This is a genomic window from Streptosporangium sp. 'caverna' (assembly GCF_003203775.1).
Classification (GTDB): Bacteria; Actinomycetota; Actinomycetes; order Streptosporangiales; family Streptosporangiaceae; genus Streptosporangium; species Streptosporangium subroseum.
The window spans coordinates 10,203,648-10,228,147 of the sequence record NZ_CP029711.1; the positions used below are offsets into that span (position 1 = coordinate 10,203,648).

Sequence of the window (24,500 nt, forward strand, 5' to 3'; positions counted from 1 at the left end):
CGTGCCGGACCCCGGGTCCGGTACGCGGACGGAGTCCCTTCCGCGCCGGGACCGGCGATCCCGCGTTCCGGCGGCCCGGACCCCGGACCTGCCGGCGGCCTAGACCTCGATCGAGTCGGCGATCGAGGTGAGAAGCCACATCACTCCCTCGGGCCCGTTCACGACGATGTCGGCCTCCACCACGATCTCGGACGACCCGCTGAACACCGTCACCCCCGGCAGCCCGGAAGCCCGCACGGCCGCGAACGCCGCCAGGTCTCCCAGGTCGTCGCCGGCGAACAGCACCGACCGCGCCTGCCGTTCCCGCAGGAAGGCGCTCAGCGCCACTCCCTTGTCCATCCCCTGCGGGCGCAGCTCCAGCACGAACTTGCCCGGCTCGACCGCCAGCCCGGCCTCGGCCGCCAGTTTGGCGACCGGCTCGCGCAGCGCGTCGAGCGCCGCCTGCGGGTCGGCGGTCTGCCGCGTGTGCACGGCCACCGCCCGCTCCTTGTCCTCGATCATGGCGCCGGGGACTCCGGAGACCAGTGGAACGAGCGCGGCCCTGACCCTGGACAGTCCCGGATGGACGGGCGGCGCGGAGAGCGTGCCCGCCTCCCAGCGCTCAAGGCCGTAGTGGCCGAGCACGACCAGCCCCGGCACCTTGGACAGGGAACCGTACTCGACGGCGACGGCGGCCGGACGCCCGGTCACGATCACCACGGCGCCGACCAGCGCACCGAGCCTGGTCAGCACCGCGGGACCGTCCGGATGGATCCTGGCCGCGGCGGGGTCGGCCACGATCGGTGACAGGGTGCCGTCGAAGTCGAGTCCGATCACCGCCCCCGCGGGATCGGCGGCGATCGCTCTCAGCCCGTCGGGCATGTCCGCGATCACGCTTGCCCGGCCCCTCGTCGGCTCAGCTGTCCTGCTTCGCTCACCGGACTCGCTCCTCATAGATAAGCCACATATCGAACTGGCCATACCCAGACATCAGGGATGCAAGCCCAACCCGATCGGCCGTGCTGAGAAATCAGGGACGCAGGCCCAGCCGCCGGGCGGCGCGGTCACGGCGGCGCGTCTCACGGAGCCGGCGCAGGCGCTTGACCAGCATCGGATCGTGGGCGAGCGCCTGGGGTAAGTCGATGAGCTCGCCGAGCAGCTGGTAGTAACGGGTGGCGGAGACGTCGAAGACCTCGCGGATCGCCTGCTCCTTCGCGCCCGCGTAGTGCCACCACCGGCGTTCGAAGGCGAGCAGCTCCCGCTCCCTGTCCGTGAGAGCCCGCAAGGTCGGTTCCGGGGCAGCACTGTCACCGGAGATCGGCGCAGTGTCCATTGCTTTCCTCCTCGGTCGGACCCACGGTGACCACACCGCGGGCACGCGGCCCGAAGTCAGGATAGTCCGAAATTTCCTCCTGTTCATGACGGATCCAGCGACGTACAGTCACCAGGTGTGACCTCTGTCATCAGCCTTCTCACTGATTACGGCCTCGAAGACGGCTACGTCGCCGCATGCCACGGCGTCATCATCGGGATATCTCCGGAGTCGAGGATCGTCGACGTATGCCATCTGATCCCCTCCGGGGACGTACGGCGCGCCGCCGCGATCCTGGCGCAGACGATCGCCTACCTTCCGCCGGGCGTGCACGTCGCCGTGGTGGATCCCGCGGGCGGTGGCTCACGCAGAGCCGTGGCCGTCGAGGCGGGCGACCATGTGTTCCTGGGTCCGGACAACGGCCTGCTGTCGTGGGCGATCCACGCCAGCGGCGGCGCGAGGGTCGCCCACGAGCTGACCAACGAGGCCTTCTTCCTGAAACCGGTCTCGCCGACCTTCCACGGACGCGATCTCTTCGCGCCCGTGGCGGCACACCTGGCGATCGGGCACGATCTCGCCGAGCTCGGCCCGGAGATCCCGCTGAACCGGCTGGTCTCGCTGCCCGCACCGACCTCGCTGGTGCAGGAGGGCACGGCCGAGGGCGAGGTGCTGTCGGTGGACCGCCACGGCAACACCCAGCTGTCGATCAGCGCGGGCGACCTGGCCACGCTGGGCGTGCGGCCGGGAGACACGCTGGTGGTCTGGCTGGGCAGGCGGCGGGTGTCGGTGCCGTTCAAGGAGACGTTCGCCGCGGTGCCTCCGGGGGAGTTGGTCGCCTTCACCGACTCGGCCGGGCTGGTCGCCCTGGCGGTCAACTCCGGCGACGCCTCCCAGCGACTCGGCCTGCCGCCGGGAGCCCACGTACGACTATCTCTTGTGCCATGACATGTGTAATTAAAGTGACCTAAGGGAAATTACCCTACGTATCGGCCTGTTTACTGAAGCGTCGGTTTGGGGGGTAAGGCGCGTGCCACAATCCCCGTGACGTGTCCCGATCCCCCTCCGACGAGGTCACCGTGTTCTACACGCATGCGTCCAGAACGGTCCGAACCGTCCTGGCTGTTCAGGCCATTTCGGCTGCCATGACCATGACCATGACCATGGCTGCGGCTGTGGCTGCGTCTACGTCCGTCCCGGTGTCCGTCCAGGCCGACGACATCGGTGCCACCGCGCGGGCCAAGCAGTGGTCGCTGGCTCCGCTGGGGGTGGCGGAGGCCTGGCAGCGGACCCGCGGGGAGAACGTGGTGGTCGCCGTGCTGGACACCGGGGTCGACGCCCGCCACCCCGACCTGACCGGGGCGGTGATCGGTGACACCGACCTGACCGGCACGAACCGGGGCACGCCCCGGTGGGAGAGCCACGGCACGGCCATGGCGAGCATCATCGCCGGCCGCGGACACGGCGAGGACCACGCCTGGGGCGTGAGCGGGATCGCCCCCGCCGCGACGATCCTGTCCGTCAGGGTCACGCTGGACAACAACGACCCCCAGCGCCGTCAGGGCCGCACCTGGGGTGAGAACGCCCTGGCCAGGGGCATCCGCTACGCGGTCGATCACGGCGCCCAAGTGATCAGCATGTCGCTGGGCGGCGGCAGCGGGTCGTGGCGGGGAGCGGAGACCGAGGAGAGGGCCGTGCGCTACGCGCTTGACCGGGGCTCGGTGCTGGTGGCCTCCGCGGGCAACGACGGCGCGGGTCCGAACTGCAGGAACTTCCCCGCCGCCTATCCGGGCGTGATCGCGGTGGGCGCGGTGGACAGGAGGATGCGGGTGGCGCCGTTCTCCAACAGGCAGAAGTATCTGTCGCTGGTCGCACCGGGAGTCCAGATCGTCAGCGCCACCGTCGACGGCTCCTACGTGATCGGGGACGGCACGAGCTCCGCCGCGGCCATCGTCGCCGGGGTCGTGGCGCTGGTCAGATCGGAGTTCCCGCGGCTGACCCCCTCTCAGGTCCGCTGGGCCCTCGAACGCGGCACCACCCACACCCCCACGGGCGGGCACAGTCCCGAGTACGGCCACGGCGTGGTCAACGCCGCCCACGCGCTGGAGGCGGCCGCCAAGGCCCAGCGGCGGCCGTTGCGCGCCGCGGCCCCGGTGTCCTCGGCCTCCCCCGTCCTCTCCCGTGGCGCGCCGGTCCGTGGCACCGACGTCTCGCGCAGGATCGTCTGCTCCGCGCTGATCCTGCTCGTCCTCGCCATGACGGGACACGCGCTGACCAGGCGCCGCCGTCGTGCGCGCAAATTTCCTATTTACCATTGATAAACTCGAATACGCGATGCCGAGCTATGCGACCAGACCCGACATGAACAGATTTTCCCGTGCGAACCGGCACCATCCATTGAACATCATCGGCTTTTATCGATCGCCCCGGAGAACGCATATTCCCGATCGAGCTCATATGCCATGCTTTTATATCGAACGCCCTGCAAAACGGATATTCCTAATCAAACACGTATGTCATATCCGTCCTGCGGCCGAACCCGCGATCGACGGCCGTTCGCCGTGGACGCCGAGCTCGTCTTCTTCGGCAAAGCCGTACCGGCAGGCCCGGGAACCCCGGCGGTTACGGGCCATGACGACGGCGCGTCCGGTGGATCAGGCACACGGCAAGCTGACGATTAACCAAGGTTTGTTCGGCCATAGCCCTTCGATCATTGCCGCTTCCTGACCATTCTGGCACCGATTGAAGAAGTGTCGATGGATAGTCTCCTCCTGTTACGTTGAGTAGCCGCGTGCAGACGGAATATTCCAAATCCAGTAACTGCCGCGGTTTCCTTTCGGGGGGAACACAAAAATGATTCGTCGTCTTCTCATCACTTCGGCATGCGTCGGCATCGCCGTTATCGCACCCGCCGCGGTCGCTTCCGCGTCCACGGCCAAGTCCGCCAACTGCTGTGGCGGTGGCGTCGTCTCGGGGCCTGCGGCCTTCGTTCCGACGAGCACCGTCACGTACGGCAACACCATCGTGCCCACGACCGTCGTCTCCGGCGGCGGTGGCGTCTACGGCGCCGGCGTCTACGGCGGCGGCTGCCTGCCGGCGGCCGCTGTGTACGCGGCCCCCTGTGGCGGCGTCTACGGCGCCGGCATCTACGGCGGCGGCATCTACGGCGGCGGCGTCTACGGGGGTGGCATCTACGGCGGTGGCATCTACGGCGGCGGCTTCGGCGGCGGCTTCGGCCGTGGCTTCGGCGGCGGCGGCTTCGGCGGCGGCAACTTCGGCAACATCAGCGCCGGCAGCGGGTTCGGCCACGGCATCGCCCAGGCGAACGGCAACCTCATCGGTGTCAACGCCCTCAACAACGTTGGCCTCGGCATTCTCAGCAGCGCCAACCGCTAGTAAGCACCGATAGCAGGTAGCACAACCGGGGAGGGCAACGTCTCCACATGTCACATGTGGAGACGTTGCCCTCCTGTGTTTCCGGCCTTCTGCGCCTTCGGACCCCGGCGCCCCTCGGCGTCCCTACACGTGCACCACGTCGTGGGTCTCCGCGAAATGGCAGGCACTCGCGTGCGCGGTGCCGGGCCGGATCTGCAGCAGCGGCTCCTGCTGGGCGCAGATGTCCTGCGCCTTCCAGCACCGGGTACGGAACCGGCATCCCGACGGTGGGTTGGCCGGGGACGGCGGGTCGCCCTGAAGGATGATCCGCTCACGCCGCTCGCGTCCCTCGGGATCGGGGACCGGCACCGCCGACAGCAGCGCCTGGGTGTAGGGGTGCGCGGGACGGTCGTAGATCTCCGTGTCCCTGCCGAGCTCGACCACTTTTCCCAGATACATCACGCCGACCCGGTCGGAGATGTGGCGGACCACCGACAGGTCGTGGGCGATGAAGATGTAGGCGAGGCCGAACTCCTTCTGCAGCCGCTCCAGCAGGTTGATGACCTGGGCCTGGATCGACACGTCGAGCGCGGACACCGGCTCGTCGCAGACGATGATCTCCGGTTGGAGGGCCAGCCCGCGGGCGATGCCGATGCGCTGGCGCTGCCCGCCGGAGAACTGGTGCGGGTAGCGGTTGATGTGGTCGGGGTTGAGACCCACGACCTCCAGCAGATCCTGCACCTTGCGACGGCGGTCGCCCTTGGGCGCGACCTCCTGGTGGATCTCGTACGGCTCGCCGACGATGTCGCCCACGGTCATCCGGGGGTTCAGCGAGGTGTACGGATCCTGCATGACCATCTGGATGTTGCGGCGGGCCCGCTTGAGCTCGCCGCCCCTGGCATCGGCGATCTCCAGGCCGTTGATCTTCACGGAACCGGAGGTCGGCCGCTCCAGCGCCATCAGGAGTTTGGCCAGCGTGGACTTGCCACAGCCGGACTCGCCCACGATGCCGAGCGTCTCGCCGCGGCGCAGGTCGAAGGAGACCCCGTCCACGGCCTTGATCGCACCGATCTGCTTCCTCAGCAGGATGCCCTGGGTCAGTGGGAAGTGCTTGACCAGGTCGCGAACCTCAAGAATCGGCTCACCCGTGGCTGCCATCGAGGACCTCCCTCCAGTAGTGACAGGCGCTGTTGCGCGTCGGACCGATCTCGTAGAGCGGCGGCGCCTCGGTGACGCAGATGTCCTGACGGTACGGGCACCGGGGGTGGAAGGAACAGCCCGAGGGCATGTCGAGCAGGTTCGGCGGCATGCCCTTGATCGCGTACAGTTCCTGGCCCTTCTGGTCGACCCGGGGGATCGAGTCGAGCAGGCCCTTGGCGTACGGGTGGGCGGGAGCCCGGTAGATGTCGTGCACGAGGGCGTTCTCCACGATCCGCCCGCCGTACATGACCGCGATCTTGTCGGCCACGTCGGCCACGACGCCGAGGTCGTGGGTGATCAGGATCAGGCCCATGTTGCTCTCACGCCGCAGCTCGGCGAGGAGCTCCATGATCTGGGCCTGCACCGTCACGTCGAGCGCGGTGGTCGGCTCGTCCGCGATCAGCACCTCGGGGTCGAGCGCGATCGCCATCGCGATCATGATGCGCTGGCGCATGCCACCGGAGAACTGGTGCGGATAGTCGTTCACCCGCTGCCCGGCTCCGGGGATGCGGACCCGGTCCATCAGCTCGATCGCCTTCTTGTGGGCGTCGCGCCTGGAGGTGCCCCGGTGCACCTGGAACATCTCGCCGATCTGGGAGCCCACGGTGAACACGGGGTTCAGCGCGGAGAGCGCGTCCTGGAAGATCATCGCGATCCGCTGGCCGCGAATCTGGGAGCGGGCGTCCTCCGGCAGTCTGAGCAGGTCCGTGCCCTTGAAACGGATCTCGCCCCGGGGGATGCGGGCCGGCGGCATGTCGAGAATGCCCATGATCGCCTGTGCGGTCACCGACTTCCCCGAGCCCGACTCGCCGAGCACGGCGAGCGTCTCACCGGGGTTCAGGGCGTAGCTGACCCCGTTGACCGCCTTGACGGCTCCCTGCCTGGTGGCGAACTCCACGTGCAGGTTGTCAACGGCGAGCAACGGCTCGTTGCCCGCGACTCCCCTGGCCGGCAACACCGGCGTTGACGTCTTCTTCACTGGTCCCCCTTACCGCAGCTTCGGGTCGAGGGCGTCGCGTACGGCGTCGCCCAGCATGATGAAGGCCAGCACGGTCAGGCTCAGGAAGATCGCCGGGAAGAGCAGCGGTCCCGGGGCCTCCAGGAAGCGCTCCCGGGCATCGGCGATCATAAGACCCCACGAGATGTCGGGGGAGCGCAGTCCCACGCCGAGGAACGACAGGCCCGCCTCGGCGGCGATGAAACTACCCAGGTTGATCATGGAGACCACGATCACGGAGGCGATCGCGTTCGGCAAGATGTGCCGGAACATCAGCCGGGGCGCGGAGGCGCCGAGTGCCCTGGCCGCGGTCACGTAGTCCTGGTTCTTGACGGTGAGCACCGAGGCCCGCATGATGCGGAACGTCATCGGCCAGGTCAGCACGGCCAGCGCGAGCATGACGGTCCACACGTTGCCCGTACGGAAGACCGCCAGGATGAGCAGGGCGCCGAGGATCGAGGGGATCGCGAAGAAGATCTCGGTGACCCGGGAGAACACGGTGTCCAGCGCACCGCCCTTGAACCCGGCGACGAGGCCGAGCAGGCCGCCCACCAGCGCGGTGATGACGGTGGTAGTCACGCCGACCACGATCGAGTTGCGGGCGCCGTAGACGGTGCGGGCGTAGACGTCACAGCCGAGGTTGTCGGTGCCGAACCAGTGAATCCCGCTCATGCCCTGCCGGGCCTCGCCCAGCTGGCAGGTCGCGGCGTCGAACGGGTCCACCGAGGTGAAGAGCCAGGGGAACACCGCCATGACGATCAGAACGGTGATCAGAGCGGCCGAGCCGATGAAGAGCGGGCGGCGGCGCAGGTCGTACCAGGCGTCGGTCCACAGGCTCGCGACCCTCTCGGGTTTGGGAGCCGAGGCCCTCCTGCCCCGCTTGCCGTGCTTCGCGCCCCGCCTGACGTCCGGGGCAAGGGTGTCACTCATAGCGGATCCTTGGGTCGAGCACGGCGTAGAGCAGGTCAACGGCCATATTGGCCAGGATGTAGACCAGCACCAGCACGGTCACGATCCCGACGACCACGGGCTGCTCCCGCAGGTAGACCGAGGTGAACAGCTGCTGGCCGATACCGGGCAGGTTGAAGATCGCCTCGGTGATCACCGCACCGCCCATCAGCGTGCCGAGGTCGGCGCCGAGGAAGGTGATCAGCGGGATCAGCGCGTTGCGCAGCGCGTGCCGCCCGACGACCCGCCTCCGGGGCAGGCCCTTGGCCACCGCGGTGCGGATGTAGTCGGCGCGCAGGGTCTCCACGAGACTGGTCCGGGTGAGCCGGGTGAGGTAGGCGATCGACGCCCCCGCGAGCACGAAGCCGGGCAGCAGATAGCTGCGCAGGCCTTCCGCCGCGCCCGCGACGGGGAAGAGGTCGATTCCCGCCTGCTTGAGCTTCACTCCCAGGAGCAGCTGAAGCATGAAACCGGTGACCAGCGTGGGAACGGAGATCAGCACCAGCGTGGCGGCGAGGATCAGCGAGTCCTGGGCCTTGCCGTGGCGCAGCGCCGCGTAGAGGCCGAGGCCGACCCCGACGACCGCCTCCATCACCAGGGCGGTCACCGCCAGGTTGATGGTCACCTGAAACTTGCCGGCCATGATGTCGGTGACCGGCACGCCCGCGAAGGTGTCGCCGAAGTCGCCTCTGAACAGGCCCGTGAGGTAGTGCCAGTACTGCACCAGGAACGGGTCGTTCAGGTGGTACTGCTCACGCAGAACCTCGACGATGTTGGGGTCCAGCCGCTTCTCGCCCGCCAGCGCCGCGACGGGGTCACCGGGCAGCGCGAAGACGATGGCGTAGATGAGCAGGGTGGCGCCCAGCAGCACAGGTATCGCCTGCACCAGGCGCCTGATGATGTAGCGGCCCATTCAAGCCTCCCGTACATGCCGCCCGGGCCGCCTCCGGCACCGATGGGGGTGTGATGCCGTGAGACCGCTCCGGGCGGCCAGTGGGGCCGGGCTCACAGCCCGGCCCTCGGCCATCCGTCAGACGGTCTTCTCGATCTCGGCCCACTCGACCTGGTTGAGCAGGTTGATCTTGACGCCCTTGACGTTCTGGGAGAACGCGGCGTTGATCCGGTAGAAGTACACCGGGATGTACGGCAGTTCCCTGATGAGGATGTCGTCGGCCTGCTGGTAGAACTTCAGCCCTTCCGCCTGCGTCGGAGCGCTGTCGCCCTTGGCGAGGAGCTCGTCGAACTCCTTGTTGGACCAGCCCGCGTAGTTCGAGCCGGTCTTGATCGCCACGGTGGAGAAGACCGGGGTCAGGTAGTTCTCCGCGGACGGGTAGTCGATCGCCCAGCCCATGCGGAACATGCCGCCGTAGGTCTTCTGGTCCAGGTCGTCGAGGATCGAGGCGAACTTCTCGAACGGCTTCACCGTGACCTGGACACCGAGGTTGGCGCGGAGGCTGTTGGCGACCGCCTCGATCCACTCCTTGTGCGGGCCGTCGGAGTTGTAGCCCAGCTCCAGCGTCTTCGGGCCGTTCGCCTCGGTGTACTGCGTCTTGGCCCTGGCGGGGTCGTAGGTGCAGACCGCGCAGGCGCCCTGGCGGTAGCCGTCGAGCAGCGGGTTGATGAAGTCGTCGGCCGGAGCGCGGGTGCCGGAGAAGACCGTCTCGGCGATCGTCTTGCGGTCGATGGCCAGGGAGATGGCCTCGCGGACCTTCACGTTCGCGTAGGTCTTGTTGTACTGCAGCGGGAAGCCGATGTAGGCGATGGTCGCGTCGGCCTGGTCGATGTAGCGCTCGCCGAACTCCGCCTTGGCCCGGGAGATCGCCGACGGGGGCAGCGAGTCGTGGATGTCGAGGTTGCCCGCGGCGAGGTCGTTGAACGCGGTCTCGGGGCTCGTGTAGAGCTTGAACTGAAGCTTGTCGAACTTCGGCTTCTTGCCCGGGAACTTGTCGTACCGGGTCAGGTTGATCGTCTGGTCGGTGCCCTTGTTGTAGGGCTTGTCGAACCGGAAGAGGCCCTGTCCGATCGGCTGCTTGGCGTACGCCTCAGTGATCTTGCCGTCGTCGCCGAAGGCCGAGGGCGGCAGCGGGTAGAACGCCGTGTAGCCCAGCATGGTCTTGAACTGCGAGAACGGCGTGCTGAGGGTGACCTGGAAGGTGTTCTCGTCGACGACCTTCAGGCCCTTCATCTTCCCGCCCTCGGCGACGCTGTTGCCCTCGCCCGGGTTGAGGTCGGCCCAGCCCTCGACGCGGTTGAAGAAGCCGTTGGCGCCCTGCGCGTTGTCCTGGTTGGCGGCGTAGTTCCACGCGTCGACGTAGTTCTGCGCGACCAGCGGGCTGCCCTTTTCGTCCTGCCAGGTGTAGCCAGGCTTGATCTTGATCGTCCAGACCCTGTTGTCGGTGGTCTCGATCGATTCGGCGACCGCGTTGACGACCTGCTTCTCGTCGTCGTAGGTCACCAGCGGAGCGAAGACGGCCGCCAAGACCTCGGCGCCCTCGGATTCGACGGTGTCGCCGGGATAGAAGAGCTTCTGAGGCTCACCGAGCTCCATGCGCACGGGCTGATCGGCCGAGGCCGACCCCCCGCCCGTGGAAGTCGCACTGCCACACGCGGCCAGCCCCAGGGCGAGCACTGCGGTGCCGGCGGCAATCCGGGCGCCCTTAGTAAAACGCATTACGGTATTTCCTCCCATTGCAGGCGGGCGTCGACATTGATCTCCCGAAGGTCAGGCAACGCGGAGGAGGATGTCGTGGTCCTCCGAGCTCCGCGATCTTGGCCTGCGCGCTGACGCCACACCAGTCGGACGCGACTATCCCGTACCACTCCACACCGAGTTGTCTCTGTGATGTAACAGTTCGGTCACGTGTAAGCCAGTTCGGCGCCACAAGTCTGCCAGCTCGACCGCGCCAAGTTCTCAAGTATGTATAAAAAGGGCATGTAAGGACACGCGGGACGTGAACGGTCACGTCAAAATACCCCCGCGCGAAGAGTGCTCGCATCCGTTGCCCGCGGACGGCTCTCGCCTGGGTTACCGTTGACCGCGTCGCAGGAGAGCCGGTGGCTCGCAGGCGAACCGCGCAATTACCCCGGATGCCCCGGAACCTCTTTCCTGGAGATCGCGTCCAATGTGTGCGGCGGGACCCCGCCGCAGGCACTTCATCCACTCGCATCCAATAGAGTCCTTGCCATGAGCCAGCCGGAATCCGCGGTCGCGGACGCCCAGGCGGGCGGCCCGAATAACGGCACCCCTGAGCAGGGGCAAGAGCCGCTGGCCAAGCTCGCCAAGCGTTACGGACTTCGGCGTGCCATCGCACGCCCCAGTCTGCCCGTCTACCTGCGTCAACTGTGGGAACGACGTCACTTCGTCATGACGTACGCCACTTCGCGTAACGTCTCGAAGTACAGCAACTCAGCACTGGGCCAGCTCTGGCAGGTCCTCACTCCCCTCTTCAACGCCGCGATCTATTTCCTGATGTTCGGCCTGATCCTGGGCGCGAACAAGAACATCGTGAACTACCCGGCCTTCCTCATCACCGGGATGTTCGTCTTCACCTACACCCAGCGCTCGGTGAGCAGCGGCGCCAAGGCGATCTCCGGCAACCTGTCGCTGATCCGCGCCCTGCACTTCCCCCGCGCGGCGCTCCCGCTCGCCTACACGATCCAGGAGTTCCAGCAGCTCCTGATCTCGATGGGCGTGCTGGTCGCGCTGGTTCTGGTCACCGGCGAGCCGATCACCTGGTACTGGCTGCTGATCCCGGTTGCGCTGGCGCTGCAGACGATGTTCAACATCGGCGCCAGCCTGGTCCTGGCCCGCGTCGGCGCCACCGCCCGCGACCTGAACCAGCTGCTGCCCTTCATCATGCGCACCTGGCTCTACGCCTCGGGCGTGTTCTATTCGATCGAGGACAAGGTCGCCGGCTCCAACAAGGCACTGCAGTGGGTCGCCGACATCATGTACTTCAACCCGGCCGCCGCCTACATCGAGCTCATGCGTGACCTCCTGATGCAGACGCACGAGCCGCGGTCGTACATCTGGATGGTCTGCGTATTCTGGGCTGTGTTCGCAGTGGTCGGTGGCTTCTGGTACTTCTGGCGAGCCGAGGAGAAGTACGGCCGTGGCTGAGTCGACTGAGGAGCTGTCCCGAGTGAAGGCCGAGGATTCCGGCGTCCCCAGCACGGACGTCAGGGTGCACCCCAATCCGGAGCCCTCCGGTAGTCCAGAGTCCGGCGAAGACCGCGCGGGCACCCCGACGGTCATCGTGGACGACCTGCACATCATCTACCGGGTGTACGGCGCGGCCACGGAGGCGGAGAAGGGCAACGCGGCCACGGCCCTCATGCGCCTTCTCAAGCGCCAGGGCCGGCCGCAGATGAAGGAGATCCACGCCGTCCGCGGCGTCTCCTTCGTGGCCCGCCACGGCGACGCCATCGGCATCGTCGGCCGCAACGGCTCCGGCAAGTCCACCCTGCTGCGCGCCATCGCCGGTCTGCTGCCCCCGCACTCGGGCGCGGTCTACACCGACGGCCAGCCCTCCCTGCTCGGCGTCAACGCCGCGCTGATGCGCGAGCTCACCGGTGAGCGCAACATCGTCCTCGGCTGCTACGCCATGGGCATGAACCCCGCGCAGGTGAAGGAGAAGTACGACGAGATCGTCGACTTCTCCGGAATCGGCGAGTTCGTGCAGTTCCCCATGTCGACCTACTCCTCCGGCATGGGCGCCAGGCTCCGCTTCGCCATCGCCTCGGCCAAGGCACACGACGTGCTGCTCATCGACGAGGCCCTGGCCACCGGCGACCGTGACTTCAAGCGCAAGAGCCAGGATCGCATCAAGAAGATGCGCGACGAGGCGGGCACGGTCTTCCTGGTCGCGCACAACCTCGACGTGATCGAGGAGACCTGCAACCGGGTCCTCTGGCTGCACAAGGGCAAGATCAAGATGGACGGTGACCCGAAGACGGTCCTGGAGGCGTACAACGCCGTCTGACGGCAGGGCAAGATGAGGAGCGACCGACAAGACGCTTCTCATCGGAGGTGAATCGTGTCCTCACGGCCACCGATTCCATATGACTTCCTGCCCCAGGTTCCGGCGCTGACCGTCGAGAGCGACGACGTCCGCGACGGTGAGACCCTGGCCAAGACCCACGTGTTCAACGACTGGGGTTCGGACGGCCAGAACGTCTCCCCGCACCTGCGCTGGTCCGGTGCCCCCGAGGGCACCCTCAGCTACGCGGTGACGTGCTTCGACCCCGACGCCCCCACCGGCAGCGGATTCTGGCACTGGCTGCTGTTCGACCTTCCCGCCGACGTGACCGAGCTGCCGGCCGGAGCGGGCGCCGAGGGTGACCTGGGCGTTCACGGCCGCAACGACTACAGCATCAACGCGTACGGCGGCGCCGCCCCGCCGCCCGGGTTCCCGCACCGCTACATCTTCGCGGTGCACGCCCTCGACGTGGAGAAACTGGGTGTCGACAGGGACACGCCGCCCGCCGTCGTCGGCTTCAACATCACCGCTCACACCCTGGCCCGCGGATATATCGCACCTGTGTACGAAACCTGAGTGGTCCAAGGGGCAATCGACTGACATCGCGATCGGCGTTCCGCTATGATTCGAACGTTGTTTCGATCCTAGGAAGCCGTCATGGAGTGGGGGCGAGCGATGCTGGAGCTGTCGACCGCGATCGACCACCTGGCCACAGAGGACCCATCGGAGATTCCCCGACTCCAGCTCACTGAGCAGCTCATCGAACTGCACTGGCAGATGGCCAGGCTGCAGGCTCAGATCGCCCGTCGCACCTCCGTGCGGGGACCAAGTCACTGAACAGACGAGAAACCGGCCGGTGCCATGCACCGGCCGGTTTCCCTGTTGCCCTAACCGTTGTTGCCGTAACCGTTCGGCTCCGCCCGCCGCAGCGCCGTTCGGTCCCCCTTCGCGGGACTACCTGGTGGCGATGAGCTGGGTGCTGTCCATGCTCGCGCCGGCCACGGGAGTGCCGACGGCGGCGGTGGCCCCCTCCGCGACGGCGTCGCTCACCGGTGCGAGCACCTCGGCCGCGGAGCCGACGACCGGCTCCACGGCCGAGGTGACGGTCGCGGCCTCAGCCTGCGAGACTCCCTGCTGCGGAGCCGGAGCGCCCACCTGCGGTGCCGGAGCGCCCATCTGCGGGGCCGCCGGGGCACCCGCCTGCTCGGCGGCCTGCTGCGGGGCCGGGTCGGCCTGCGGGACCGGAGCGCCGGCCTGTGCCGCCGCCTGCTGCTGCGCGGCCGCGGCTGCGGCCGCCTGCTCAGCGGTCTGCTCGGTGGTCTGCTGCGGAGCCGAGGCGTCCATGGGCGGAGCCGCCTGCTGCGGGGCCGCGGCGTCCACGGGCGGAGCGGGCTGCTGCGCCACGTCGACGAGGGCGGCGGCCTCGGGCTGCTGCCCGGCGAGGGCCGCGGCCTCCGCGACGGAGGGCTGGACGGTCCCGCCGAACTCCGGCGTCGGGATGACCGGGCCGCCGGGGCCGGCCACGAGGCTTTCAGGGCCGGAGGGAGCCACGGGCACCGGTCCGGCCATCGGGCTCATGGCGGGGCCGTAGGCGGGGTTGTCCCCGGAGACGCAGACGAGCCTCTCCATGGGCGCCCAGGGCATGTAGTGGCTGTCGACGGAGACGTTCCGGGCACGCCGGAACCCGAGACCCTGTCCGCCGAAGGACACGATCCCCTGGCCGCCCGCGAACTGCCCGCCACCGTACGGCCCGCCCACGAACTGCCCGCCCGCGAAGCTGGACTGGTTCATGCCGAGGTCGATGATTCCGGTACCCAGGCCGGCCATCGGGCTCGACCCGCCAAGGCCGTTGATGAGGTCGGAGGCGTCGTACGTCTGTGCCTGAGCGGGCGCGCAGATCCCCGCCGCGAGACCGAACGCGGCCACGGCCACGGCTGTCTTGATGACTCGCTTCATGATTTGCCTTTCCAGCATGTAGTCGGCCCGCCCGATTTCTTGAAAACAGCCAGAAAGGGCGAGCCTGAGACCCCGGATTACCGACGGGTGCGATTTGGAGAGCTACACGAAACACACCGGCCGGAAGCTGCTTCGGCATTTGTATCACCAGCACGAGGGAGTCCAAAGCCAGCCCATGAAGATCAGATTACCCGCGTGAGCAGGGCCTGGAGCCCCAGCATGGGGGCGCCGGGCGGGCGTAGAGGCCCACCCGGCGCGGCCGGTAAATCTGGAAATAGCATCGCGAAGGATTACGGTCCGTCAATCCTTATGCCGCAAATACCGCAGAGGTCCGAAGCGTACCTTCACGCCCTGGAGAACAATGAGCTGGAAAAGAAGGGGGAAAAAGAGGTCACGGGCCGTGGGGTCAGATTTTCCATTTACCGGATGCCCGCTTGACCAGACGGATCAGGCGGACAGCCTCTGGACCGTCGCGGACTCCCTGACGGATCAGGCGCAGAGTCGCCGGATCGTCGCTGGATCCCGGACGAATCAGGCGGAGAGCCGCTGGACCGTCGCGGGCTCGAAGGGGAAGCGGTCCGCGAACGCCGGCCGCAGGTCGGTGAGCCACACGGCATTCGGGTCGTACCGCGCGAAGAAAGGACGCCCGACCAGCTCGGGATCGCGCGCCTGGATGAGGTGGAGCACGAAGACCTTCTGCCCGGCGATCTCCGCGACTCCGTCCACGCAGACCTTCCCGGGCGTGGCCGACATGGAGGGGCCCCGCACCGTGCGGCACAGTCCCGAGACGCTCGCGTAGGCGTCCCTGAAGATCTCGTACGCCCGCGCGAGGGGCACCGCGAAGTATTCCTGCGGTCCGGTGTCCCGCTCGACGAACATGTAGTAGGGCACCATGCCCATGGTGAGCTGCCTGCGCCACATGGACGACCAGGTCCCGGGATCGTCGTTGATCGACCTGATCAGCGGGGCCTGGGTCCTGATCACCGCACCGGTGGAGAGGATCCCGGCCACGGCGGCCTCCACGATCGGAGACTCCATCTCCCTGGGGTGGGAGAAGTGCGCCATGAAGGCCAGGGTCTTGCCCGCGTCCGCGACGGAGGCGAACAGGCGCAGCGTGTCGGCGCTGTCCGGGTCGGAGACGAACCGCTGGGGCCAGTAGGCCAGCGACTTGGTGCCGATGCGGATGGACTCGAGCTGCTCCACCTCAAGGAGCGGTTCCAGGTAGCGGCGGAGCACCGCCTCACTCATGATCATCGGATCCCCTCCGGTGAACAGCACGCTAGTCACCTCGGGGTGCTCCTTCAGATAGCCGACAAGACTGTCGACGTCGTCGGAGGCGAACTTCAGGTCGGGCTCCCCGATGAACTGCGCCCACCGAAAGCAGTAGGTGCAGTAGGCGTGACAGGTCTGTCCCTGCTTGGGGAAGAAGAGCACTGTCTCGGGATATTTGTGCTGCATACCGGGCACCGGCTCCTGGCCGATGCGCGGAACGTTGAGTTCCAGCTGGCCCGCCGGGTGCGGGTTGAGCCGCATCCTGACCTCGTTCGCCGCCGCCTGGATTTCGGCGTTTCGTGCGCCGGCGTTCAGAAGGCTCGCCAGCCTGGTGACATCCGCCTCGGGCAACATGTCCGCCTGAGGGAAGACCAGACGATAGATGGGGTCCTCGGGAACGGCCGACCAGTCGATGAGCTGATCCACCACGTAGGCGTTGGTGCGGAAGGGCAGCACCGTCGCCACCGCCCTGATCCGGAGCCGCTCCTCGTCCCCCATGCCGCCTCGCTGCAGCAGGCCGTCGAGATGCTTGGAGGTGTAGGCCCGGAATCCCCGTGTAGAGCCTTCGTTCAAGATCACTAATCCTTGCCCTTCGTTTTTGTTGCTCTTGGCGTAAACCTATCTAGATGGTCGTGCGTCTATGTCGTTTATTACCAGGACGTAATTACCCCTACTGACGGTTCCATTACGGAGTAAGTTCGCCGGTAAACACCTATCGCGATATATCTCGAATCGTCGTACACTCGACCTCATGACGCCCCACAATCCCGCCCCGCGCACGTCAGAGGCCGGGCGCACACCCGCCCCGCGCGCATCCGGCCCTGCCCCCGCCGCCCCCACTCTGCGCGCATTCGACGCCGCCCCCGCTCTGCGCGCGTCCGACGCCGACCGCGACCGGGTGGCCGCCGTACTGAGCGAGGCACTCGCCACCGGCCGGCTGACCAGCGTCGAGCACGCCGATCGCCTCGAGGCGACCTACAACTCCGTGACCGTGGACGAGCTCGTCCCGATCACCCGTGACCTGCCCGACGTCGACGCACCCGCCTCGCCCGGGGTCGCCGCCGGCCGCCAGGAGGTCACCGCCGTCTTCAGCAAGGTCGTGCGGGGTGGACGCTGGGTCGCCGGACGGCACACGGCGCTGAGCGCCACCTTCGGCGCGCTGATCGTCGACCTGTCCGACGCGGTGCTGCCCGGCCGGGAGATCACGCTTGAGCTCACCTCCTTCTGTGGCAAGCTGATCGTCAGAGTGCCCGAGAACGCCCACGTCATCGACGAGGTCAGCGGACTGTTCGCCAAGCGGCACATCTCGGGCGGCCTCGGCGGCGAGGGCGGACCGGTGATCAAAGTCGTCGGCAGGGCCACCTTCGGGAAGATCATCGTCGCGAGGGAGAGAACCGACTGGAATCTCCCCGACAAGCCCTGATCGCCCCGGCTACCCAACCGGTCCCTCACCCCGCCTACGATGCGGACAAACCATCCCGCGCGAGGTGACCGCTTGCCTGATACCGACGCCCCCGGCGTCATTCCGATCGCTCTGGACGCGATGGGAGGCGACCACGCCCCGGACGAGATCGTGGCGGGAGCCGTACAGGCGGTGAGAGAGCACGGGATTCCCGTCGTTCTCGTCGGTGCCCCCCGCCCGCTCGCCGAGGCGCTCCACCGGCACGACGCGACCGCCGAGATCCCGATCGTCCGGGCCGAGGAGGCACTGGCCATGGACGAGGGCGCCCTCGCCAGCCTGCGCCGCCCGCGCTCCAGCATCGCCGTCGCCTGCCATCTCGTACGGCGAGGCGATGCCTGCGCCGTGGTCTCCGCCGGATCCACCGCCGGGATCGTGGCCACCGGCAAGCTCCGGCTCCGCGGTCAGCCGGGAGTGCTCAGGCCCGCCATCGCCGTCGCCCTGCCGACTCGTCCGAATCCCACCATCCTGCTCGACGCGGGGGCGAACGCCGAGGTCAAGCCCGAAATGCTGGTGCAGTTCGCCCACCTCGGCGCGGCGTACGCGGAGACCGCCCTGGGGATCAGCGAGCCCAGGATCGGCCTGCTGACCATCGGCAGCGAACCGGAGAAGGGCAACAAGCTCGTCAAACGAGCCCACGAGCTCCTTTCTGCCGCCCCGGGGCTCGTCTTCGCGGGCAACATCGAGGGTCACGACCTGCTCTCCGGGACCGTGAACGTCATCGTCGCCGACGGCTTCACCGGCAACGTCGCGCTCAAGACCATGGAGGGCAGCGTCCGCTACGCCTTCGCCGAGCTCCGCGAGACGATCAATGAGAGCCGTACGGCCAGGCTCGGCGGGCTGCTGCAGAAGAAACGCATCAGGGAGCTCTACCGGCGCCTGGACCCCGAGGTCCACGGCGGAGCCGTACTGCTCGGACTGAACGGCACCGTGGTCATCGCGCACGGAGACTCGCACGCCAAGGGCATCAGCGCCGCCTGCGTGCTCGCGGCCAGGCTGGCCCAGGAGGGTGTGGTGAACCGCATCGGCGAACGTCTCGCCGGCACCCACCGGTCGCACCGCCTCTGGTGACACTTCATCCGGCCGTGCCCTGATCGGTTTTCAAGATCGTGGCATCCCCGGAAATGCAGCCGGTCCACGATCGGGTACCCGATACCCTTAGGCCATGACCGACCCGCAGCTCGTACTCACCGAGCGCGTCCAGCAGGCGCTGGCCGCCGCCTTCGGTACGGAGTACGCCGACGCAGATCCGCTGATCCGTCCCTCCCAGTTCGCCGACTACCAGGCGAACGTGGCGATGAGCCTGAGCAAGCGACTGCGACGAGCCCCGCGGGAGGTCGCCCAGGAGATCGCCGACCACCTCACCGGCAGCGCCGGAGACGAGCCCTTCCCCGGCACCGTCGAGGTCAGCGGCCCCGGCTTCCTCAACCTCACGCTCTCCGACGACTGGATCGCGGCCCAGGCGTCCGAGATTCTGGCCGACCCGCGCCACGGCGTCGCCCCGTCCGCCTCGCCGCAGATCGTCGTGATCGACTACTCCGCGCCCAACGCGGCCAAGGAGATGCACGTCGGTCACCTGCGCACGACCATCGTCGGCGACGCGCTCGCCCGGGTCCACGAGCACCTGGGCAACAAGGTCATCCGACAGAACCACCTGGGTGACTGGGGCACGCCGTTCGGCATGCTCATCGAGCACCTGCTGGACATCGGCGAGGAGACCGCCGTCGCCCAGCTCGAGGCCGGAGAGGGCAACGCCTACTACCAGGCCGCGCGGGCGAAGTTCGACGGCGACCCGGAGTTCAACAAGCGCGCCCGCACGCGGGTGGTGACCCTCCAGAGCGAAGAGCCGGAGACCATGCGTCTGTGGCACATCTTCATGGACGCCACGGTCCGCTACTTCAACAAGGTCTACACCCAGCTCGGCGTGACGCTGACCGACGACGACATCGCCGGCGAGAGCATGTACAACTCCATGCTCGCCCAGGTCTGCGACGACCTGCAGGAGCGCGGGATCGCCGTCGTCAGCGAGGGCGCGCTCTGCGTCTTCCCGCCCGGCTACATCAGCCGCGAGGGCCAGCCCCTCCCGTTCATGATCCGCAAGAGCGACGGCGGGTACGGCTACGCCACCACCGACATGGCGACGATCCGCTACCGGGTCCAGGACCTCAAGGCCGACCGGCTCCTCTACGTGATCGGCGTGACGCAGGCCATGCACATGTCGATGCTGTTCGACTCCGCCAGGATCGCGGGCTGGCTGCCCGACCACGTCCGTGCGGAGCACGTCCAGATCGGCAGCGTGCTGGGCAGCGACGGCAAGATGTTCAAGACCCGGAGCGGTGAGTCCATCAAGCTCCTGGATCTCCTCGACGAGGCCGAGACCAGGGCCGCCGCGGCGATCCAGGACAGGGAGTACGGCGAGGCGGAGCGCACGGAGATCGCGCACGCCGTCGGCATGGGCGCGGTCAAGTACGCCGACCTGTCGGTCAGCCACGACAGCGAATACGTCTTCGACTTCGACCGCATGCTCGCCCTGACCGGAAACACCGGCCCCTACCTGCAGTACGCCCAGGCCCGGATCCGCTCCATCTTCCGCAGGGGCGGGGTCGACCCGTCCGAGACGACAGGTCCGATCGTCCTCGGCCATCCGGCCGAGCGCGCCCTGGCCCTGCAGCTGCTCGGGTTCGGCGCGGCCGTCGAGGAGATGGCGGAAGGCTCGATGCCCCACAAGCTCGCCGCCTACCTCTTCGACACCGCGAGCGCCTTCACCACGTTCTTCGAGAACTGCCCGGTCCTGAAGGACGACGTCGATCCGGCCACGCGCGCCTCACGACTCGCCCTGTGCGCCCTCACCCTGGACGTGCTGAAGACCGGACTGGATCTGCTCGGCGTCCCCGTGCCCGAGCGAATGTGATCTGTCCACCGGATGATCGCCTTGATTCGCCAGGTTAAGGCGATCATCTGGCAAAGTTGCTTTCGGCGTGCCTCCCCGCGGGCATGTCCGAGGCGCACTACGCTGGCGCGGTCATCGGTCACAACTTCGGAGAGTTCTCTGCCTTGAGCACAGACCTGACCGCGCATCCCCACGCGGGGACGGAGTTGCACCGCTATGCCGAGGCGCTCCTGACCAACCTGGCCGCCGGTGCCACCTCCTCCGGGATGCCGACCAAGCCCATCGATGTGCCCGGCTACTGGCTGGCCCCGGCCGTCGAGGCTCTCACTCTGCTCATGGACGGCGAGGAGGCACTCGAACCCCTCGCCCGCGCCGCGCAGCGCGACGAGCAGCGGACCGCGCTCTTCCTCTGCCTCGCCCTCGCCGTCGCCGGCCAGGGCGACCAGATCCACGCCTCCTGGCTGGGCATCGCCTTCGGCGAGCTGTCCCTGGACCGCCCGGTGACCCACGGCCAGCGAGCCCTCTGGCTCGCCGCCGCCAGGGGCGCGTACGGCCCCGCAGGCAAGATCTTCGTGCTCCGCAAGCTCGACGCGGTGGCCTCGGCCACCGCCTCCGAGCCCGACCGGTGGCTGCGCGCCCTGACCCCGGACGACCCGTCGACGGTGGTGCCGCCGTCCCTGTCCGACTTCCCCGGGCTCGCCGAGCTCCCCGAGCTCGCCGAGCCCGTCCAGGCGGCCGCCCAGCTGACCCGTCTGCGCGACCGCTGCGCCGAGATCACTTCAGTCCGGGAGAACATTGGGGGAAATCGGGAAGGCGCCAGGGGGAATCCCGCCGGTCCTCCGGGTGAACGGACCACCGCCCAGAACGAGGGAACCCCCGGAAACCCGGCCGGACCGGCCGCACGAAACGGGGGAAACCCGACCGGTTCCCCGGACGGACCGGCCGCACGAAATGAAGGAAACCCGGCTGATCCCTTGGAGGATCCGGCCGCATGGAGCGATGGCGAGCCGCTGACCGTGCTCCGGCACCTGATCGGCTCCAACGAGGTCGAGGGTCCGATGAGCTCCCTCGGAGGCCATCTCCTCAGCGACCTGCAACCCGGTTCCCACCGCTACCAGGCCGCCATCGCCCTTCACGTGGCCGCTCCGATCGTGCGAACGGCAGCCGAGAGCCTTGTGCAGGCCACCCAGGTCACGCCTCCGGAGTCGGTCGTCATGCCCATCCTCGGTCACCGCGTGACGCTCCGTCCCGAGGGCCCGGACGCCGAGTCGCTGGCCGCCGCCGAGGAGCGCATCAGCATCGACGGCACCCCGGTCCGCGGCCGCCCCTGGCTTGCCTACGCGCTGCTCGCTCTCGGTGCGGTGGCCCTGGTGATCGCACTCGCCATCCCGGTGGCACTGCCGCTCGCGGCACTCGGGCTGATCCTGGCCGCGGTGGGAGGCCATCGGCTGTGGCGCAGGCGCAAGCGCGAGCAGGCGGACGCCGAATACGTCGTCGCGCAGCTCTCCGAACTCCGGGAGATGGCGCAGGGCGCGGTGTGGGCCCTGCATGAGTACGCCCGCGAGGCCGAGGTCCGTGCCCAGACCGCCACCTCGGACCTGGCCGAGCTGACCCGCCTGCTCCGCAGGGGCCCCCGCGCCGGCTAACCGGACGGGCCAGGTGTCAGCGGGATGTAGACCAGCCCAGACCGAGGCAGCGGCACGGACTGGGGATCACACCAGACCGGGCAGCCGCATTCGACCCGCCGCGTTGGGCCGGGACAGCCACGTGGCACAGGGCACGCCGAACCGGCGTGTGACGGAAACCATGCCGACCGGGACATCCCGCATGTGACGGGAGCCGTGTTGGAACCAGAGCACCCGCATGTGACGCAGACTGTGCTGATCCAAGGCGGCCACATGCGGTGGACACCACGCCGATCTAGAAGAACGCCGGCACGGATAGCGGACACCACACCGATCCAGGAGAACGCCGGCACGCGGGGGGGACACGTTCCGGCTGTTTTCCAGGATCAGCCGGTGGTGATCTCCACCTCGGCCGGAGCCAGCAGGAAGACCTTCTCGGCGATGCGCTCGATACGACCCTCGCAGCCATAGGCCAGACCCGCGGCGAAGTCGACCATCCTCGTGGCCTCAGCGGTGCTCATACCGTTGACATCCATGATGACGGTCTGACCCTCGCGGAAGTGCCGTCCGATGATCGGTGCGTCGTTGTACTTTCGCGGAGTCAGCATCACGATCCGTGAAGGCTCGGTCATCGCGCGCCAGCGCTTGGCCGCACGCTCGGAGGCAGGCTGCCAGTCCTCTTCCTCGCCCTCGACCTCATCCTCGTAGTCGTAGGACTCGTCATACTGCTCTGTCCCGCCCAGGCCAAGGTAGCTTGCCACCTTGCGCACTGCCCCCATCGGCTTGTCCTTTCCTCAGGACCACGCCGCAGTCGGCTTGTCCCTACATCTTGGACGGTAACCGACGACCAGAAGTTCGCCATGCGACACGCCCAGTACTTATTTCCACTTTGTACGGCTACCGCACAGGTTTACCTGATCATCTACCCTGGTTTCGACTGGTTATTACCGAGACCGTTAGCATCACGTCATGCGTATCTATACGGTCGATTCGTTTACCAACCAGTTTTTCAAGGGTAACCCCGCAGGGGTCTGCGTACTTGGTAATCCGGTCCCCGACGCCTGGATGCAGTCCCTGGCAGCGGAGATGCGGCACTCGGAGACGGCCTTCCTGCTCGGAGGGGAAGACGGCGAGCCGTATTCGCTCCGTTGGTTCACGCCATCGGTCGAGGTAGCCCTGTGCGGGCATGCGACCTTGGCCACAGCGCATGTGCTGTATTCCACAGAAACGGTCCCGGAAACCCTCGAATTCTCAACGAAGAGTGGAATCCTGTCTACGACCAGGGATAAATCCGGTTTAATCACCATGGATTTCCCAGTAAAAGTACTCACAGAAGTGAGCCCGCCACCCGGCCTGATAGAGGCGCTGGGAGTCAAACCTCTCTGGACCGGAAAAAATGTTTGGGATTATCTCGTAGAAGTCGAGTCCGAAGAGGCTGTGCGTGCCGTCTCTCCTGACTTTCGCGCCCTGGAGGCCGTGGACGCACGAGGAATCATCGTGACGGCTCGAGCATCCCAGTCGTCCGACGCCGACTATGTGTCCCGCTTCTTCGCCCCCCGGGTCGGCGTCCCCGAAGACCCGGTGACGGGCTCCGCCCACTGCGCCCTGGCGCCTTACTGGTCAGGCAAGCTCGGTACCGACGCGCTGGTCGGAGCTCAACTCTCCGAGCGGGGCGGTATCGTCCGTACAACCATGAGAGGCGATCGAGTCGAGCTGGCCGGACACGCGGTCACCGTACTCTCGGGAGAGCTACACGCCTGAAGCCGGCCGTACGAGAGGGCTCTCAGCGGATAACGCTTCTCTCCTGGTGGAGTGCCCTCAAGTCTTGAGCCAATGACAATCGGCCGGCGACCGGGCCAAAAGCCATCGGATCAGCAATGCCGGCAGCGAACCAGCCCCTGAAACGAAAAAATGGGTCCGTGCCCCGCAGGACGACCCCCTCCCCGGACACGAAAAAAGGGGGTCCACGCCGCATGGCAGGACCCCCTTCCGAGTAACGCAGGTGATTCCAGGTCATGCTGGTGGGTGAACGCAGAAAAGGGCCACCCCAAACGGGGTGACCCTTCTCTGAAAGATTGTCCGGCGGTGACCTACTCTCCCACACCGTCCCCGGTGCAGTACCATCGGCGCTGAAGAGCTTAACTTCCGGGTTCGGAATGTAACCGGGTGTTTCCCCTTCGCCATAACCGCCGTAACCCTATTAAACAATCAACCACACACTCACACCCGCTTTATTGCTGCCACGGGCGGCGGTGTTTGCTGTTTCAGAATCACATAGTGGACGCGGGCAACACAATCTTCTCAACTATCCAAGCGGTCACGCGCTGTTCCGGACCCGGCGAAGGATACAGAACTGCAAGCAGCAACCACACCGACCATCAAGAAGCACTGTTGCTTTGTGGTCAAGTCCTCGGCCTATTAGTACCGGTCAGCTCCACACGTTACCATGCTTCCACCTCCGGCCTATCAACCCGGTCGTCTCCCGGGGGCCTTACCCACTTTCGTGGTGGG

General features: G+C 67.3%; 23 protein-coding genes and 1 rRNA gene. 13 read left to right on the top strand and 11 right to left on the bottom strand.

Annotation, left to right across the window (positions count from 1 at the left end; translation table 11 throughout):
• Window positions 1-99: 99 nt before the first annotated feature.
• The gene (gene otsB / locus DKM19_RS44055; protein WP_110706413.1) at window positions 100-861 is read right to left on the bottom strand and encodes a trehalose-phosphatase; all 762 of its coding nucleotides are present in this window, start codon (window positions 859-861) and stop codon (window positions 100-102) included.
• Window positions 862-1,009: 148 nt separating this feature from the next.
• Window positions 1,010-1,312, bottom strand: coding sequence for a DUF3263 domain-containing protein (locus DKM19_RS44060; protein ID WP_089213427.1), 303 nt, complete (start codon window positions 1,310-1,312; stop codon window positions 1,010-1,012).
• Between the two features lie 117 nt (window positions 1,313-1,429).
• Here DKM19_RS44060 and DKM19_RS44065 point away from each other — a divergent pair, with 117 nt between their 5' ends.
• The 4 genes from DKM19_RS44065 (at window position 1,430) to DKM19_RS44075 (ending at window position 4,684) form a co-directional block, all read left to right on the top strand.
• Window positions 1,430-2,236: an S-adenosyl-l-methionine hydroxide adenosyltransferase family protein gene (locus tag DKM19_RS44065; protein ID WP_110704565.1), complete on the top strand. Its 807-nt coding sequence runs from the start codon at window positions 1,430-1,432 to the stop codon at window positions 2,234-2,236.
• 227 nt (window positions 2,237-2,463) lie between these two features.
• Window positions 2,464-3,606 carry a type VII secretion-associated serine protease mycosin gene (gene mycP, locus DKM19_RS44070; RefSeq protein ID WP_162642223.1) on the top strand — a complete coding sequence of 381 codons (1,143 nt, stop codon included), beginning with the start codon at window positions 2,464-2,466 and terminating at the stop codon, window positions 3,604-3,606.
• Window positions 3,578-4,015: a hypothetical protein gene (locus tag DKM19_RS50300; RefSeq protein WP_162642225.1), complete on the top strand. Its 438-nt coding sequence runs from the start codon at window positions 3,578-3,580 to the stop codon at window positions 4,013-4,015. Before mycP ends, DKM19_RS50300 begins: the two co-directional genes overlap by 29 nt.
• A gap of 126 nt (window positions 4,016-4,141) precedes the next feature.
• Window positions 4,142-4,684 (top strand): hypothetical protein, encoded by a 543-nt coding sequence (locus DKM19_RS44075; protein ID WP_110704569.1) that lies wholly within the window; start codon window positions 4,142-4,144, stop codon window positions 4,682-4,684.
• 123 nt (window positions 4,685-4,807) lie between these two features.
• Here the strand turns inward: DKM19_RS44075 and DKM19_RS44080 are convergent, their stop codons facing one another.
• The 5 genes from DKM19_RS44080 to DKM19_RS44100 all read right to left on the bottom strand — a co-directional run bounded on the left by DKM19_RS44080 (window position 4,808) and on the right by DKM19_RS44100 (window position 10,479).
• On the bottom strand, window positions 4,808-5,821 hold the full coding sequence (locus DKM19_RS44080) for an ABC transporter ATP-binding protein (protein ID WP_110704571.1): 1,014 nt from the start codon (window positions 5,819-5,821) through the stop codon (window positions 4,808-4,810).
• Window positions 5,805-6,842, bottom strand: a complete 1,038-nt coding sequence (locus DKM19_RS44085) for an ABC transporter ATP-binding protein (RefSeq protein ID WP_239513921.1) — start codon at window positions 6,840-6,842, stop codon at window positions 5,805-5,807. The genes DKM19_RS44080 and DKM19_RS44085 overlap by 17 nt, the downstream gene beginning before the upstream one ends.
• A 9-nt stretch (window positions 6,843-6,851) precedes the next feature.
• The gene (locus DKM19_RS44090) at window positions 6,852-7,790 is read right to left on the bottom strand and encodes an ABC transporter permease (RefSeq protein ID WP_110704575.1); all 939 of its coding nucleotides are present in this window, start codon (window positions 7,788-7,790) and stop codon (window positions 6,852-6,854) included.
• Window positions 7,783-8,721, bottom strand: coding sequence for an ABC transporter permease (locus DKM19_RS44095; RefSeq protein WP_110704577.1), 939 nt, complete (start codon window positions 8,719-8,721; stop codon window positions 7,783-7,785). Before DKM19_RS44095 ends, DKM19_RS44090 begins: the two co-directional genes overlap by 8 nt.
• A 117-nt stretch (window positions 8,722-8,838) precedes the next feature.
• The gene (locus DKM19_RS44100) at window positions 8,839-10,479 is read right to left on the bottom strand and encodes an ABC transporter substrate-binding protein (protein WP_110704579.1); all 1,641 of its coding nucleotides are present in this window, start codon (window positions 10,477-10,479) and stop codon (window positions 8,839-8,841) included.
• A 513-nt stretch (window positions 10,480-10,992) separates the two neighbouring features.
• On the opposite strand from DKM19_RS44100, the gene DKM19_RS44105 reads away from it, so the two are divergent.
• From DKM19_RS44105 to DKM19_RS44120, 4 genes are all read left to right on the top strand, one after another.
• Window positions 10,993-11,928: an ABC transporter permease gene (locus DKM19_RS44105; RefSeq protein WP_110704581.1), complete on the top strand. Its 936-nt coding sequence runs from the start codon at window positions 10,993-10,995 to the stop codon at window positions 11,926-11,928.
• A gap of 64 nt (window positions 11,929-11,992) precedes the next feature.
• The gene (locus tag DKM19_RS44110) at window positions 11,993-12,790 is read left to right on the top strand and encodes an ABC transporter ATP-binding protein (protein WP_110706414.1); all 798 of its coding nucleotides are present in this window, start codon (window positions 11,993-11,995) and stop codon (window positions 12,788-12,790) included.
• A gap of 54 nt (window positions 12,791-12,844) precedes the next feature.
• Entirely contained in the window at window positions 12,845-13,363 is a 519-nt protein-coding gene (locus DKM19_RS44115; protein ID WP_204358499.1) for a YbhB/YbcL family Raf kinase inhibitor-like protein, read from the top strand.
• 81 nt (window positions 13,364-13,444) lie between these two features.
• Complete coding sequence (locus tag DKM19_RS44120) at window positions 13,445-13,624, top strand: hypothetical protein (protein ID WP_089213437.1); 180 nt, start codon at window positions 13,445-13,447, stop codon at window positions 13,622-13,624.
• A 117-nt stretch (window positions 13,625-13,741) separates the two neighbouring features.
• On the opposite strand, the gene DKM19_RS44125 is transcribed toward DKM19_RS44120, so the two are convergent.
• On the bottom strand, window positions 13,742-14,743 hold the full coding sequence (locus DKM19_RS44125; protein WP_110704585.1) for a hypothetical protein: 1,002 nt from the start codon (window positions 14,741-14,743) through the stop codon (window positions 13,742-13,744).
• Between the two features lie 531 nt (window positions 14,744-15,274).
• Window positions 15,275-16,594: a KamA family radical SAM protein gene (locus DKM19_RS44130; RefSeq protein WP_110704587.1), complete on the bottom strand. Its 1,320-nt coding sequence runs from the start codon at window positions 16,592-16,594 to the stop codon at window positions 15,275-15,277.
• Window positions 16,595-16,766: 172 nt separating this feature from the next.
• Here DKM19_RS44130 and DKM19_RS44135 point away from each other — a divergent pair, with 172 nt between their 5' ends.
• The 4 genes from DKM19_RS44135 to DKM19_RS52330 all read left to right on the top strand — a co-directional run bounded on the left by DKM19_RS44135 (window position 16,767) and on the right by DKM19_RS52330 (window position 22,010).
• On the top strand, window positions 16,767-17,438 hold the full coding sequence (locus DKM19_RS44135; RefSeq protein WP_110704588.1) for a DUF1707 domain-containing protein: 672 nt from the start codon (window positions 16,767-16,769) through the stop codon (window positions 17,436-17,438).
• 72 nt (window positions 17,439-17,510) lie between these two features.
• Window positions 17,511-18,545, top strand: coding sequence for a phosphate acyltransferase PlsX (gene plsX / locus DKM19_RS44140; RefSeq protein ID WP_369987346.1), 1,035 nt, complete (start codon window positions 17,511-17,513; stop codon window positions 18,543-18,545).
• A gap of 94 nt (window positions 18,546-18,639) precedes the next feature.
• Complete coding sequence (gene argS, locus DKM19_RS44145; protein WP_110704592.1) at window positions 18,640-20,385, top strand: arginine--tRNA ligase; 1,746 nt, start codon at window positions 18,640-18,642, stop codon at window positions 20,383-20,385.
• Between the two features lie 143 nt (window positions 20,386-20,528).
• On the top strand, window positions 20,529-22,010 hold the full coding sequence (locus DKM19_RS52330; RefSeq protein WP_239513923.1) for a hypothetical protein: 1,482 nt from the start codon (window positions 20,529-20,531) through the stop codon (window positions 22,008-22,010).
• A 365-nt stretch (window positions 22,011-22,375) separates the two neighbouring features.
• Here DKM19_RS52330 and DKM19_RS44160 read toward each other — a convergent pair whose 3' ends face one another.
• On the bottom strand, window positions 22,376-22,768 hold the full coding sequence (locus DKM19_RS44160) for a cell division protein SepF (protein WP_089213443.1): 393 nt from the start codon (window positions 22,766-22,768) through the stop codon (window positions 22,376-22,378).
• Window positions 22,769-22,958: 190 nt separating this feature from the next.
• On the opposite strand from DKM19_RS44160, the gene DKM19_RS44165 reads away from it, so the two are divergent.
• On the top strand, window positions 22,959-23,750 hold the full coding sequence (locus tag DKM19_RS44165) for a PhzF family phenazine biosynthesis protein (RefSeq protein WP_110704594.1): 792 nt from the start codon (window positions 22,959-22,961) through the stop codon (window positions 23,748-23,750).
• A 316-nt stretch (window positions 23,751-24,066) separates the two neighbouring features.
• Here the strand turns inward: DKM19_RS44165 and rrf are convergent.
• Window positions 24,067-24,183 (bottom strand): 5S ribosomal RNA (gene rrf / locus DKM19_RS44170).
• Between the last annotated feature and the right edge of the window lie 317 nt (window positions 24,184-24,500).

Coding starts and splice junctions, on each gene's coding strand:
- otsB (WP_110706413.1), bottom strand. CDS start 861: ATGCCCGACGGGCTGAGAGCGATCGCCGCCGATCCCGCGGGGGCGGTG.
- DKM19_RS44060 (WP_089213427.1), bottom strand. CDS start 1,312: ATGGACACTGCGCCGATCTCCGGTGACAGTGCTGCCCCGGAACCGACC.
- DKM19_RS44075 (WP_110704569.1), top strand. CDS start 4,142: ATGATTCGTCGTCTTCTCATCACTTCGGCATGCGTCGGCATCGCCGTT.
- DKM19_RS44080 (WP_110704571.1), bottom strand. CDS start 5,821: ATGGCAGCCACGGGTGAGCCGATTCTTGAGGTTCGCGACCTGGTCAAG.
- DKM19_RS44090 (WP_110704575.1), bottom strand. CDS start 7,790: ATGAGTGACACCCTTGCCCCGGACGTCAGGCGGGGCGCGAAGCACGGC.
- DKM19_RS44095 (WP_110704577.1), bottom strand. CDS start 8,721: ATGGGCCGCTACATCATCAGGCGCCTGGTGCAGGCGATACCTGTGCTG.
- DKM19_RS44100 (WP_110704579.1), bottom strand. CDS start 10,479: ATGCGTTTTACTAAGGGCGCCCGGATTGCCGCCGGCACCGCAGTGCTC.
- DKM19_RS44105 (WP_110704581.1), top strand. CDS start 10,993: ATGAGCCAGCCGGAATCCGCGGTCGCGGACGCCCAGGCGGGCGGCCCG.
- DKM19_RS44120 (WP_089213437.1), top strand. CDS start 13,445: ATGGAGTGGGGGCGAGCGATGCTGGAGCTGTCGACCGCGATCGACCAC.
- DKM19_RS44125 (WP_110704585.1), bottom strand. CDS start 14,743: ATGAAGCGAGTCATCAAGACAGCCGTGGCCGTGGCCGCGTTCGGTCTC.
- DKM19_RS44135 (WP_110704588.1), top strand. CDS start 16,767: ATGACGCCCCACAATCCCGCCCCGCGCACGTCAGAGGCCGGGCGCACA.
- argS (WP_110704592.1), top strand. CDS start 18,640: ATGACCGACCCGCAGCTCGTACTCACCGAGCGCGTCCAGCAGGCGCTG.
- DKM19_RS44160 (WP_089213443.1), bottom strand. CDS start 22,768: ATGGGGGCAGTGCGCAAGGTGGCAAGCTACCTTGGCCTGGGCGGGACA.
- DKM19_RS44165 (WP_110704594.1), top strand. CDS start 22,959: ATGCGTATCTATACGGTCGATTCGTTTACCAACCAGTTTTTCAAGGGT.